This is a genomic window from Novosphingobium sediminicola (genome assembly GCF_014196525.1).
Classification (GTDB): Bacteria; Pseudomonadota; Alphaproteobacteria; order Sphingomonadales; family Sphingomonadaceae; genus Novosphingobium; species Novosphingobium sediminicola.
In genome coordinates this window covers 1-13,458 of record NZ_JACIDX010000036.1, presented here as the reverse complement: position 1 = coordinate 13,458, position 13,458 = coordinate 1, and the positions used below count along the sequence as shown (strand labels likewise).

Annotated in this window: 10 protein-coding genes and 1 pseudogene; 6 read left to right on the top strand and 5 right to left on the bottom strand. The window is 57.3% G+C overall.

The genetic code is table 11. The features are described from left to right. Positions 1-113 precede the first annotated feature (113 nt). A pseudogene (locus GGR38_RS23465) lies at positions 114-1,176 on the bottom strand (transposase); the annotation flags it as partial. A 752-nt stretch (positions 1,177-1,928) separates the two neighbouring features. On the opposite strand from GGR38_RS23465, the gene GGR38_RS23460 reads away from it, so the two are divergent. Further along, positions 1,929-2,516 carry a hypothetical protein gene (locus GGR38_RS23460; protein WP_183629386.1) on the top strand — a complete coding sequence of 196 codons (588 nt, stop codon included), beginning with the start codon at positions 1,929-1,931 and terminating at the stop codon, positions 2,514-2,516. 813 nt (positions 2,517-3,329) lie between these two features. Next, the gene (locus tag GGR38_RS23455) at positions 3,330-4,526 is read left to right on the top strand and encodes a tetratricopeptide repeat protein (RefSeq protein ID WP_183629384.1); all 1,197 of its coding nucleotides are present in this window, start codon (positions 3,330-3,332) and stop codon (positions 4,524-4,526) included. A 29-nt stretch (positions 4,527-4,555) separates the two neighbouring features. Here GGR38_RS23455 and GGR38_RS23450 read toward each other — a convergent pair whose 3' ends face one another. Both GGR38_RS23450 and GGR38_RS23445 read right to left on the bottom strand, forming a co-directional pair. Beyond that, positions 4,556-4,852, bottom strand: a complete 297-nt coding sequence (locus GGR38_RS23450) for a type II toxin-antitoxin system RelE/ParE family toxin (protein ID WP_183629382.1) — start codon at positions 4,850-4,852, stop codon at positions 4,556-4,558. Further along, positions 4,849-5,106, bottom strand: a complete 258-nt coding sequence (locus tag GGR38_RS23445; RefSeq protein WP_183629380.1) for a type II toxin-antitoxin system ParD family antitoxin — start codon at positions 5,104-5,106, stop codon at positions 4,849-4,851. The genes GGR38_RS23450 and GGR38_RS23445 overlap by 4 nt, the downstream gene beginning before the upstream one ends. A gap of 1,293 nt (positions 5,107-6,399) precedes the next feature. On the opposite strand from GGR38_RS23445, the gene GGR38_RS23440 reads away from it, so the two are divergent. Further along, the gene (locus GGR38_RS23440; RefSeq protein ID WP_183629378.1) at positions 6,400-8,550 is read left to right on the top strand and encodes a putative bifunctional diguanylate cyclase/phosphodiesterase; all 2,151 of its coding nucleotides are present in this window, start codon (positions 6,400-6,402) and stop codon (positions 8,548-8,550) included. 240 nt (positions 8,551-8,790) lie between these two features. On the opposite strand, the gene GGR38_RS23435 is transcribed toward GGR38_RS23440, so the two are convergent. After that, positions 8,791-9,876 carry a helix-turn-helix transcriptional regulator gene (locus tag GGR38_RS23435; RefSeq protein WP_183629376.1) on the bottom strand — a complete coding sequence of 362 codons (1,086 nt, stop codon included), beginning with the start codon at positions 9,874-9,876 and terminating at the stop codon, positions 8,791-8,793. A gap of 191 nt (positions 9,877-10,067) precedes the next feature. On the opposite strand from GGR38_RS23435, the gene GGR38_RS23430 reads away from it, so the two are divergent. Then, complete coding sequence (locus GGR38_RS23430; RefSeq protein WP_183629374.1) at positions 10,068-10,343, top strand: hypothetical protein; 276 nt, start codon at positions 10,068-10,070, stop codon at positions 10,341-10,343. Positions 10,344-10,476: 133 nt separating this feature from the next. Here GGR38_RS23430 and GGR38_RS24695 read toward each other — a convergent pair whose 3' ends face one another. After that, positions 10,477-10,857: a transposase gene (locus GGR38_RS24695; RefSeq protein WP_183629393.1), complete on the bottom strand. Its 381-nt coding sequence runs from the start codon at positions 10,855-10,857 to the stop codon at positions 10,477-10,479. Positions 10,858-11,192: 335 nt separating this feature from the next. Between GGR38_RS24695 and istA the strand changes: the two genes are divergently transcribed. After that, positions 11,193-12,719, top strand: a complete 1,527-nt coding sequence (gene istA / locus GGR38_RS23420; RefSeq protein ID WP_183629372.1) for an IS21 family transposase — start codon at positions 11,193-11,195, stop codon at positions 12,717-12,719. Positions 12,720-12,730: 11 nt separating this feature from the next. Then, positions 12,731-13,381: an IS21-like element helper ATPase IstB gene (istB, locus tag GGR38_RS23415; protein WP_183629370.1), complete on the top strand. Its 651-nt coding sequence runs from the start codon at positions 12,731-12,733 to the stop codon at positions 13,379-13,381. Positions 13,382-13,458 lie beyond the last annotated feature (77 nt).

The following is a 13,458-nucleotide window of genomic DNA, read 5'->3' as shown; positions in this document are numbered from 1 at the left end:
GGTCATCGGGGATCGAAGGGGCTTTGCGTCGTGCCATAATTGGGGATCTTTCTACCCATTATGCCGCCCCGTACACGGAATTCCTGACACTCCCGGGGTTGCTTTTCCTTCGCGGTGGGTCGCGCCTCGGAACCTTGCCACAATGTTCGCAGGCTCGCCATGAACGCATCGAGTGGCAAGGGGACCGAATGCCCCTCGGCGGGCGTCGCATCAGCCAGAATCACCAGCTTCTCCTGCGCCCCGCGGATGTCGCGCAACAGTTTCACCGGTTCGAGCTCGGCGAAGACACTGCGTAGCCTTTCACGGGTCTCTTTGCAGGTGCGAGGATCGTCCAGCAGGCGCTGATACGGAGGCGCAGGTGTATGGTATCGTTTATAAACGTTAGCACCATCCCGACGCTTCTCCGCCAGTTTGAAGGAAGGCTGGAAGAAATTTACGAACAGGCGCGCTGCCGCATACAACTCGGCCAACGCCCTGGCTGCCTCAAGACCTTCAAAACGCCGATAGCCCACCAGGCGGCGTACAACCGAGCCATTCTTCTGCTCAACGTGGGCCTGATCGTTCTTCCGGTACGGTCGGCAACGGGTGAACGCTATCCCAGCCTCCATGCAATAGTCCCGAACGGTCTCGTTGATAAACACGCTGTCATTGTCGGAATCAAATCCCAGCAAAGGAAAGGGCATCAACCCTCGCAGTTGAGTGAGTACAGCTACCAGCAGTGTCTGTTCGCGCACCAGCAACGCCCCGCCGCCGTCGCCGGCCCGGCGCCGCATCTCTCGCGCTACGCAGCGAACGGTCGATCGTCGCTGCGCTCATCTGCAGCAGCTTCTCCCGCACCGCCGGATCAAGTGAAAGGTGGCCATGGCCCTCCATTGCTTCAATGAGGATTGGGACCAGCGGCTTCAACCGCTTGCCGCAAAGCCGATCACTGGTCTCCTATAGCACAATCAGGGCGGTGCGAACCGCCTCGTCATAGATTTGCCGGCCAGGTCGCGCCTTCTCTCGTGCAGCAGCAGAAGAAGATCGAAGCAGCCGCATCGCATGGCGGCGATGATATCCCGTCACCGATACGAACTCGTCCAAAACCCGCCCCTTCTGCTCACGATCCGACGAACGATACCGCTCGCCGACTGCCGCTACCAGTTCTCGCCGTGTCGTCATGCTGACCTTCCTCATCATTCTCTCCCGGACCGCGTCGGGAGCACTTTAGATGAGGCAACGGCATCTCACAGGGGAGCAATTCTGGCGAGGCAATGCGCTTCTCATCCAGATCGCCGCGCAACATGGCGGTGTTTTACACCGCTGGAATGAGCGGCACATAGCTCTCTTTGCGCCTGTGCGATGGATGCACAAGACAGAAAGAGCAGAGACATCTGGTTGCAACAAGTCTTTGTCGACATGACTGCGCTGGTCATGAAGTCGCCCCCGGTGCCGGCCTTATCGATGGTCCGGTATACAAAGATCCATCGGCCTTTCACCTTGGAGCAAGGCTCGACCACATGCCACTTGTCCGAAATCGGTTGCTTGCTTCCGTTGAAATTGTCCAGCAATTTCAACGCATACCACATCACCCGACAAAAGATCCCGGAATGGCCACGCCGATCCCACGCTCGGCAATCAACGCCTACAGGTTCCCGAAGGCTCAGATCGTAACTTAGATGCCAAGGTAATTACAACAGCAGGATCAGCGATGCATCAGCCTGGCCGCCTTTGAAAATCCCAGTCCCTCAAAGCCTGATTCGGCGACTCGCTGCTGCCGCCACGCGCAAGTTTACGACGCGAGCCACTCTCGTCCGGCAAATCCGGTGCAGTTCACCTTCACGCGACGAAGCGGAATTTTATCCATCTAGGTAAATATCCCTTTGCATCATGAGATGGCTCTTTAAATATGCAGCTGCGCCAAAGGCGTAATTTTATGCAGGGGGCATATGTTCAAATCGATTGCTACGGCAGCATTGCTGCTTTCATCCAACACGGCTTTTGCTCAGGCCCAAGGCCTTCGCACCATTACACTTGCGCCGAATACTGAGGTAGTTGTCACGCCCAATGACACCTTGACAACCAAATCTTTGAAGGTTGGGGACAAATTCAAGATCGCGACAGTCTTCGATGTGATGCAGGACGGCTTCGTCGTGATCCCGCGGGGCACTCCTGGCGAAGCGACCGTGAGCTATCGCACAGGTAAGGGTGCATTTGGCAAATCAGCGAAGATGGAAATCACCTTTAACTGGCTCAAATTGGGCGACCGTCAAATCCCGCTGAACGGAACGTATCGCCAAGAAGGACAGGGCAATGCCGGTGCCGCTGTAGGGGTGGTCGTTGCTGCCGGCGTGTTCGGCGCCTTTGTGACCGGCCATTCAGCCACGATCACCAACGGACAGCAGTTACGGACGCACACGGTTGATTCAATTTCGTTTGGCGTCCCAGCCGGCGTCGCGCCTGTGCAAGCCGCAGTACTTGCGCCTTCAGCGCCGATTGCTGCGCCATTGGCCGCTACACCTGCGGCTGCGAATTGATGAAATGCTGGGGCGGAAAGCACTTTCTTACCGCCCCAATTTTCAAAGATGGTGATCTGATGCGCGATGATGACAAGGATGATCGCCGCTTGCGCATAGAGGCAGGCTTTATCCTGGCGCTGATGATACTCACGATAAGCATGCAGATCATTGAGGCGATAAAATGAGAATTTCTGGGCATGAGTGCCTGGCCATAAGGGGCTGGCTTGCGGCTCGGCGCTTTGACCTTAAACCATGCTGATGATCGCACCGGACCGCGGCAGAGTACAAAGCACGGACAATATCAGTGACATTGAAGAGGTTTATGCAAACCCTTTTACGGTCAGGTAAGGTCCCTACCTGGCGATGCGGTGACCATGGCCCGAACTGGCCGCCGCACCTTACTCCCCAGATCTTACCGCCCGTCGCCGCGATAAGCGCTAGGGCATCCGCGTTCATTTTGAGAGCTTTCGGGCATTCAATGTCCTACTGAAAAGCTGAACAATGCTGACTCGTCATCGCTCCCCCAGCCCGCGCCGGGAGTATTTTGAATGTAGCAACAGCATTTCGCGGGGAACACTTCTCCTCGTCACCGTCCATTCCCTTCGACTTGCTCAAAGCCAAAGGTATGCCTCAAAGATCAGGCTCGCCCCCCTAAAGGGCGAAAGCAAGGCTTGGAGGCGAGAGTATTTCGACAGCCAGCAAGAGGGCTCGTCACATGATCCTCCGCCGCAGGCGGACCGGTTGCCTCCTGCCTCATCCGCCGCCGAAAGCGCTTGGCGTCATCTGGCCTATCTGTTCTAACGCTGATCCGAGAGAGATGAGCAGAAGGCCTTGTTCCTGATGAAAACTAAAACAAAGATCGGTGGCCTTCTTATTCTGCCGCTTGTTGTTGCGGTCATGGTCTTACCCTTACCGGCTGCTGCCAAAACTGGCCCAGAGCCCGTCGAAATGACCTGGCCGGGCGGCTGGGGCAAGGTAGAGTTGATCGTCCGCGAAGACCGGGCCGAACTGGTTTCGCATGAACTGGGCGGCACGACCCGGCGGTTGCGCATGATTGCCACGCCCGATGACGCGCTGGCGGTGCTGGCGGATGAAAGGCTGGCCTTTACGTGGCCCGCCCTGCTGAAATGGGCAGGCGATGACCTGCAGATCCTACGCGACCGGGCACTGAAGCAGGCGAAAGAGGCCGCAGAAGGAAATGCCAAATCCTTGCCCGCTCTGAATCGGATGCAGCAAGGCATCGGCGGCGACAACCGCGCAATTCTGCAATATATCAAGATACTCAGGGATACCGGCCACTTCGACGAAGCCCTGGCTTTCGCCAAAGAGCGTCTGGCGGCCTTGCCACGTGGCACCGCAGCCGATTTCATGCGCAGCGATTTGAAAATACGTATCGCCGATCTGCTGGTCGGCCAAGGCTTCTTGGATCAGGCAATCGAATCGCTGCGAAACTCAATCAAGGAGCAAACCCGCCCGTCTCCTTTTCAGATCAATGAAAAGACAACACTGGCTGAAGTGCTGGCGATATCGGGGCGCTATGATGAAGCGCTGGTCGCCCTTGATGCGGCGATTGAGGCTTTCAAGCAATTGTCGCCAGGTCTTTTCCCGAGCTACGAAAAAACGCCTGGCTCCATGGCTTACTTTTCCGCCATGAGGGGCTGCGCCCTCTATGGTCTGGGTCGCAAAGACGAGGCTGTCGCGCTGTTCGCCCGCATCAAGGACCAACCTGGGCTGACATCTTCCTTTTCTGAATTCGAAGAGGCGCGCATTGTGGGTATTTCCTGCACGCGCGACCCTGATCTTCTGGCGGCGGAAGTTGCGCAAAGGATCATGACCGCACCGCCAGCGGGCCAAATCATGATCTGGCTTCAAGGAGCCGAGCTTTATGGCCCGGCCGCGAAGGTCAGAGAACAAGCCCTGTCACGCGAGATTGTGGTCAAAGCCATGGCAGGCCGGGTGCGCCTGCTGGGCGGCCCTCTGGAGCCTGCCCTGCGCGGATGGATACCGAAAACCTCCGCCCCGCAATGACCGGTAAAGCCTCCTGAAGCTTGACATCGTTACGACGAAAACAGGATGCCGGTGTAATTCTGGGCGCCGTGCAGGATATGAAGGATGACCACCCTCCCCGGTTCAACCCGATAGAAGATCAGATAATCCCCATGCACCCGGCGCCTTACCCCGGTGGTTTCATAGCGTGGCACCATCGGAAAGCGCTCAGGCATCTCGGCCAGGCCCAGACATTTCGCGCGCAGCTCGCGCAGAAAGCTCAACGCCCTTGCGGGATTGTCGTGGGCAATGAAATCGCCAATGGTCTCAAGATCAAATTCCGCCTCGGTGGTCAGATGGACGATCATTCGTCCGCCGCACCCATCGCCCGATATTTGGCCTCAAGACGATCAAAAGCCGCTTCCGCCGGTGTGGTGCGCCCCGCGTCGGCATCAGCCAGACCGCGCGCAATCGAGGCATCGAGCGCCGCCAGACGGGTTTCCCTCTCGTGGATCAGCCGCACGCCTTCGCGCAGAACTTCGCTTTTGGAATTGTAGCGCCCCGTCGCAACCAGGCTTGCCACAAATTGCTCCAACTGCTGTCCGAGATCCGCGCTGATCATGGTTCAAACACTCCTGTCTGGATGCCGATATAGCATCTTATCAACAGTTGATAAAGGCGCCGCCGCCTGCGGTGGCGCCCATCGCATCACCGGCTGATAATCACCTCGCGCTCCTGCACCACCTTGGCCTCACCGTTGCTTTATCGAGGTACTCTCCTCCACCGCGACAAACCCGCGACAAGAATAATCTCGCCGTGTGCGTCCACTAAGGACAATGATGTTGTCGCAGCAGAGGCCAGCAAGCTGCCGGGTTGCCCCGGCCGCCAACCTTTCCGACCTCTGCCGGAATAAACTCCCGTGTTCAAAGCCGTCCATCGGCCAAATTCGTCGCTAAGGGCCACTCACCACCTCACCGCGAAAAATGTTGCCGTTCCGGACCGGTTCTAAAGCTGCTGCTGCCTGCATGTCGTCCTTCCAAGCGCCGCATCGACGGCGCTTGGAAGGACGACATGCAGGCAGCAGCAGCAAAAGTCGAAGTCGGAGTGAGGCATCCATCTTTATCACGCCGCCCGACCGTTGCAGACTGCGGCGCAGCGACATGAATAGTGCGGCTGGCCACCTTCGCTAGCCAACGGGAGACTGTCAGAACCGTCCTGAACGATGACGCCCCCCCCCCTTACAAATTCGCTTGATTTGAGCGGAAAACAGCACCGGATGTGCCCCTCACACTTTTTGGAAATTTCTAAAATTTATTTATATATATTCCCAATTATTGACAGCGCTTGCGCGGTACAGGGCATTCCAACTTGCAGGCAGCACGCCAGAGTTTTGGCGCTCATGACTTTCTATATTTCGACCCATTTCGTAGAAGTTGGGCCTGCTGATAACTGCAGATCATTTGGTGGTGATATGATGTGATGCGGTGGATACCCCCTTCAACCGGCATTGTATGATGCTGGCCGGCGCCATGGTGGCGCACGAAGGAGGAAACGATGGCAGACGCGTATATGCTGGCAATCGACCTCGCCAAGCGAAGCTTTCAGGTTTGCGCGACGGATCGCGCAGGGTCGTGTGTGGAGCAAGGCCGACCGCGTCGCACATTCCGGGCAGATTGCCTCGGCCATCGCCCGAATCCCAACAATAAAGGTCGATGGGCGATGATCGTCACAAAGTAAAGCGAGCGTTAGTGCCAGAGTAGCTGTATTTTCAAGTATGCGTTCCGGAGGAAGGATTCACCCCACCTTAAACTATTTCAAGTAGTTTCCGCCAATGGCAAATTTTTACGCCACGCTAGGGAAGGTATACCGCGCGGCGTTACGCGTCTCGCGAGCCGGCAGCACGTCTCATGCAGCGTTGCTGACAGTACTGATATGTCTTTCTGTCTTGACTTCCGTGCTCATTGTCAATTTCCTTGTCTGGAATGCAGACGATCATGCCGACCGGCTGTCGGCCGTCTCGATTTCAGGGGCAATCGATCGCGAACGTTCGCGTATCAGCAATGAAACGTACATCAATGCACATTGGGATGATGCCTTCGCTCATGCTTACGGCTCCTTGGACGATCCGTGGATCGTGTCGCAATGGGGAACGCCCATAGGCTTGAGTTATGTGATTGATGCACACGGACGAACGTTGTTCGCGCATCTTCCATCTGGACGGGAGCCCCCTCTTGCTGACTTGATCGGGCCCAGCACGCTGAAAACTTTGCTTGCCAGTGCCCCTGCAAACGAGACAGCGGTGAGACGGCGCGGCGACGCGATGGTGTTGATCGGAAAGGCAGGCACGACGCCGGCTTTGATAGCGTTTTCGCCGATCGTCCGGGAAAATGGCCCGGCAACACTCGACAAGTCCTCTTATCGCATTTTTGTCGATATACGCTTGCTCGATGACAAACTGCTCGAAGAGTGGGGGAAAGGCTTTGGTTTGCGGCATCTTCGCTGGTCCCGGAACGGCGCGACCGCCGAGGACGAAGCCTCAACCGGGGTACACGATTGGTCGGGTGCGCTGATCGGCACGATTGCCTGGAAACGCCTTGCTCCTGGCACTTTGGCAGTTCGCGAATTGCTGCCGGTAATCTGCTTGTGCATTGTATCGTTTCTGGCGGTCGCCGCCGTTATCGCGCGCCGTGTTCAAAGTCTTAGTCGAGAGCTGACGGTTCAGTCTCACAGTGCCATCGAAGCTGGTCGGCAGGAGCGGGAGGCACGCCTGCTTGCCGACAGCGACGAACTCACAGGGCTGTACAACCGGCGGCGTTTCTATGCCGATTTGGAGAGCGCGACCATCCCGGCCAACCTCAACGCCATGACCGTAGGATGGATTGATCTCGACCGCTTCAAGCCAATCAATGATACGTTTGGCCACCTGGTTGGAGACCGGGTGCTCGTGGAGGTCGCCCGTCTACTTCGCTACACGGCGGGGTCCATCGCCACGCTCTATCGCGTGGGAGGGGACGAGTTCGCGATGATCGTGTGGCTTGATGGAAAAGGTGCTCTGCAGCTTGCGGAAAAGATATGCACGGTTGTGGCTGCTCCGATGCGAATTTGCGACCGACAGGTGAGCTTGGGCGTATCAATCGGGCTTGGTGCATTTGTCGATCCCGAACTCACTCCGGTCGATCTTGCCAAGCGTGCGGACCACGCGCTCTACCATGCAAAGCGGGAGAAGTCCGGGCAAGCCGTTCTATTCAACCTGGAACTGGAACGTCAGCTACTGGACGATCACGCTATTGAGGGGGAACTGCACACGACTGAATTTGAAACCGAATTGTATTTTGACGTGCAGCCAATCGTTTCGGTGAAATCAGGCGCGGTGGTAGGCGGCGAACTCTTGGCCCGCTGGACGAGTAAGCGACTGGGGGTGGTCGAGCCCCAGCGCTTCGTCAAAATAGCGGAACGCAGCACCCTTATCCATGTGATCACGCGAAACGCCATGCGTCGCGCTCTGGAACTGCTGGAAGTTCTGCCGCCTGGCAAAACTCTCTCCGTCAACGTATCTGCCTGCGATCTGCATTCTGCTGATACGGTAGATGTGATTCTCGACATGGTCCGAAATTCAACGGCTGATCCGTGCCGCCTCTGTATCGAGGTGACCGAGACGGCGGTGATGCGAAACCTTGACGCTGCCATCGATGCACTCCGCCGATTTCGCGCGATTGGCATGCAGGTAGCGCTGGACGATTTTGGTACTGGCTACTCCAGCCTTAGCAATCTTCATCGCCTGCCGCTCGACAAGGTGAAGGTTGATCGCAGCTTCGCCCTGAATTTTGACAACAGTTACAGCGTGTCGATCATCGACGCAGTCGTCAACCTTTGCCATTCGCTAGGGCTGGTTTGTATTGTCGAGGGGGTTGAGACCGCTTCACAGGCTATCAAGTTGCAAAACATCGGCTGTGACCTGATGCAGGGCTATCTCTTCAGCTATCCGCTGAATTCAAAAGTGTTTGTCGCGTTTGCTTCGCGTTGGTTTGCACTGAGAGATGAGGACCGCCCGCGCATTGCCGGCTGATCCCATATTTCCGCAAATCCCTCCCGATTGCACTTTCGAATGCATCGTCGGAAGCGGCGAATGGCCGGATTTTGCCCATGCTGACGCTCATCAAGATGCACTGGAACGGCGTAACTTGGTAGCAACTGACGGAAGATCGTGGAACGAAGCCCTCCCCCCCTTGCTACCCCCCTTTCCAACGCCCAGTTCGGGTGGGGATCAACCGTTCACATCAGCAAAATCCAAGTGCTATCTGCCCTATCATCTCCTAACTTTTGGAAAGGTCGCTAATAACTTGAGCAAGGCACTTTGCCGATGGACACTGGTTTTATGGAATAGAGACTTGAGGTGGGTCTTTACTGTCTCGCGCCCAACCGCGCGCCCTGCGGCGATTTCTTCGACGGATTGTTCAAGCAGCAGTCCTTGCGCCAAGGAAGCTTCCATTGCAGTCAGGCCATAAGCAACGCGAATGGCATCAATGGTGCTCGCAGGGGCCGTCGCATCTGGATTATCTATCTTGAGGATCGCACCGGCATCACTGGAAAAGCCAGCTGGCAAAACAACGATGCGATAGGGGCGCAAACCTGATGGCCGATGGCAAAGCATAGAAGTTTGGGCCCCAACTCGTTTCTCTATAACACCAAGAACTGCGGTCTTGAGCAGCCTCTCCATGGCAGACGTTGCGATGATGCAGTGGCGATAGAGGCTCAAGCCATCGCGCTTTTCAAGCAGTGCTTGAGCGCTTGCCGACAGACTTTGTACCCGCAAGTTCCGATCTACCCGCAAAAGGGCCTGATCAGACTGGTCAGCCAAATCCTGCAACCGCGCGCTGCGATCGCGCTGGCGTTCAAGCATCCGCCGCAGCTGCACTACCCGCTCAAGGTGGCTATAGACGCCATTGAGCCACGCAGCTTCCACATCACCGAAAGCGGTGTCCCGCTCCGCCTTGTGTACCGCCACCATGAGCCCCGGCTTGCCGGGCTCAGGCATCACACCAAGGCACCGCCCCGTATCGTCGCCAAAGCTGCGGAAGCAATCGTTGCGCATTTCTGTCAGCGCAAACTCCTCTGGGGTCATGTAGGCGTCCAACGCCGCCGCTCGCCCAAAATGGCCCACATTGATGGCAAGTGCGGTCCAAGGGTCCCTTGCAGCAAAGTGCTCAGCATAAAATTGGATGAAATCTTGGTGCCAGTAGCACATTTGCATGGCAACAGCCGAGCCTGCCGCATTGAGCTCAACAAATATAGCGGATCGGGTTCCAACAGATTCGGCTATTCTGTCTGAAAGTTGCGCGAAGGCCACGTCATCCTCGATGCCAGCATAGATCCCGTCCAAATCAAACCGCATTTGAAGCCCTCGACCAATGCCGACGCGGCCCTTCACACCGCGCGAAGGTATGCCGCAGCTTAAAAATAGCGGAAAAAATTCCGTACGTATCCCCCCTTTGGGGGAAGTGCCGGGGCATGTGCGTGATTACGATTTCGATATCGCACACGCTAGTGCGGCTAATATTCTGCATTTAAAATAAGGAGGCTAACATGAAGAGAATGATAATGTCGCTGGTCGCTTTATTGTCAGTTTCAGCTTTTTCGTCAGAATGCCTCGCAGCTACGACCGTGCAACGGGCTTACGGCAAGGGCAACACACAAGACGAAGCTTGTAGGAATGCTACCAACAAGGCCATCGCGCTTGCCGGCGGCGGGATTGTCAATCAGAAGGACTGCTTCGACTATCAAAAAATAGATGGCTACACCTGGCAATGTCTGGCTGTAGTCAAAGTTACTCGCCAAGAATTCAACACGGGTGAAGAATGATATACCCGAAGAAATTTTAAAATATAATAATTCTCTCCTTGCATGATCTGCAAAAGCTCACGGATTTCACGGATAGTCCCAACCTTAGGGTTGAGACTCGTTCAGAGCCAGAAGGGCACGGCTGGGGCGAATCTTACGGCTGGGAGAAAGTCTCTGACGAGCTTGTCATAGCGGGTAGCGATGCGGCGGAAGCCCTTGAGGCGGCAGAACATGGCCTCGACACGCCAGCGATCTTTGTAACGGCTTTCGTCATATTGGAACGAACGTTTTCGGTTGCGCCGACCGGGGGGATCAACGGGATCGTGCCTTGCTCGAGCAAGACGGCTCTTATGCGGTTTGCGTCGTAGCCGAGGCCAGGGTCGGCGATCACCCGCTTCATGCGAACGGTCTCGCCGATCAGCAGGTCGCCCCCTTTCTCATCCGACGTATTGCCAGGCATCAGGACGAGGAGGAGTGGTCGCCCGAGAACATCGACAAGGGCGTGGATCTTCGTTGTCCTGCCGCCACGCGAGATGACAACGGCATTGGCCCGCGCCCCCCTTTTGCGCCACCGGCGCTGCGGTGGACATTAATCTAGCTGCTATCGATCTGGCCAGTTCCTGCGATCCAGCCTTCCTCCGTCAGCGCCGCCAAGATACGCGTCCAGATGCCCCGGCGGCTCCACCGTGCGGATTCCGACGATCCCGCCCACCCATTCCGAGGAATTCCCGCCCGGGATTCCGACCTGATCCCGCCCACCTATTCCGATTAATGTCCGCCCACCTTTTGGGGTGGCGAGCCTGATCGTTGAGACCATTCTTTTGGCTTTGGACAAGCTGGAGGGAATGGATGGCAACGAGGAGGGCGAAGATGCGCGCATTGCGCGAAGTGATGCGGATGTACCGGGACGGAGGGCTTGCGGTTCGCGAGGTTGCGCGGCTGACTGGTGTTGCCCGCTCGACGGCGCGGGACATGATCAGTCGGTTCGAGAAGAGCGGCCTTGCCTGGCCCATTCCGCCCGAGGTGGGCGACGAGGAACTCGAGCGCCGCCTTTATGGCACGGTTGGTGTGAAGCGCGGTCATCGTAAACTGCCCGAGCCTGACTGGCCGACAGTGGCGCGGGAGTTGAAGCGCAAACATGTGACGCTGCAGGTTCTGTGGGAAGAGTACATCGCCCAGTATCCTGATGGCTACCGGTACAGCCGGTACTGCGACCTGTTCAGGGGCTGGGAGGGACGGCTGCCGCTGGTGATGCGCCAGAAGCACGGCGGAGGGGAGAAGTTGTTCGTCGACTATGCCGGCGACACAGTGCCGGTGGTGGTGGACCGTAGAACGGGCGAAATCCGGCGAGCGCATTTATTCGTTGCTGTGATGGGCGGCTCAAGCCTGTCCTTCGCGCATGCGACCTGGACCGAGCAGATGGCCGACTGGATCGACAGCCATAATACCGCCTTCGCATTCTTCGGTGGGGCACCGCAGTTGTTAGTGCCCGATAATGCCAAGGTCGCGGTGATCAAAGCCTGCCACTTCGATCCCATGGTCAATCGCAGCTACACCGACATGGCGCGTCATTACGGCACGGCAGTGCTGCCGGCGCGGCCGAGGAAGCCTCGGGACAAAGCCAAAGTCGAGGCTTGCGTCAGGATCGTCGAGCGCTGGCTGCTGGGCAGATTGCGCAACAGGATCTTCTACAGTCTGGTCGAAATCAACGCCGCAATTGGCGAGTGCCTGGCCGACCTCAATGACAAGCGGGTGCTGCGTCAGTTCGGCAAAACTCGCCGTCAGATGTTCGAGGACATCGATGTCCCCAACCTGAAGCCGCTGCCACCTGAGCCATGGGTTCATGCTGAGTGGAAGCGCTGCCGGGTCGGGCTTGATTATCACATCGCTTGCCGGCAGCACCACTATTCGGTGCCCTTCCGCTATGCCCGACGCGAGGTGGAAGTTCGCATCACGGCGCGCACCGTGGAGATATTCCTCGGTTCCGAGCGCATCGCCGTCCACATGCGTGGGTCCGGCAATGGGCGGCACACGACGATCGCCGAGCACATGCCCGCCAGCCATCGGCGTTATGGCGACTGGACACCTGCCAAAATCCGTGAGGAAGCCGGCAGGATCGGGCCGATGATGTCGCTGCTGGTCGAGAAGATCATCGAGAACCGGCCACATCCTGAACAGGGCTATCGTTCGTGTCTGGGCATTATCGGGCTGGAAAAGCGCTTTGGCGCCGACCGGCTTGAGGCCGCTGCATTGCGCGCGCTCGAGGTTCAGGCCCGCAATTATCCTTCCATCAAATCGATCCTCGAGAAGGGGCTCGATCGTGTGCCCGTGCCGACATCCCCGGAGCACGAGCCCATCCTTCACACCAATATCCGGGGCTCGGGATATTACCACTGAAAGGAAGATACGTGCTGAAACACCCAACCTTGGATTTGCTGGGGCAACTTGGTCTCATCGGCATGGCAAAGGCCTTTGCCGATCTTGCCGCCAATGATGAAGCGGCCAGCCTTAATCACGCAGAATGGCTGGCGCTGCTGCTCGATCACGAGGCAACCTGGCGCAATGACCGGCGCTTGGCGCTGCGCCTTCGACAGGCCCGACTACGCCATCACGCCATGCCTGAAGACGTCAATTATCACCGTCAGCGCGGGCTTGATCGCCGGTTCTTCGAGATGTTGATCAAGGGCGACTGGATCTGCGCTCACGAGAATCTGGCCATCATCGGACCCGCCGGCATCGGGAAAAGTTGGTTGGCCTGCGCTCTTGGCCACAAGGCCTGTCGCGATAATCGTTCTGTTCTCTACACAAGGCTCCCGCGCTTGCTCAATGAATTAGCCCTTGCCAGGGGTGATGGCCGTCTCGCCGCCCGCATGAAGACCCTGGCCCGTGTCGATTTGCTCATCCTTGATGATTGGGGGCTTGAGCATCTTGATGCCAATGCCCGCCACCATCTGCTCGAAATTCTCGAAGATCGCTATGGGCTGCGCTCAACTCTGGTCACCAGCCAGGTCCCGATAGCCCGTTGGCACGAATTGATCGTCGAGCTGAACGTTTCATGATACCTTCCTCCTTGATGGGCTGATGCGTGGTGTGGTGACCCGGAACTGTGCAATTTGGTCGTTGGTTAGGTCTATCT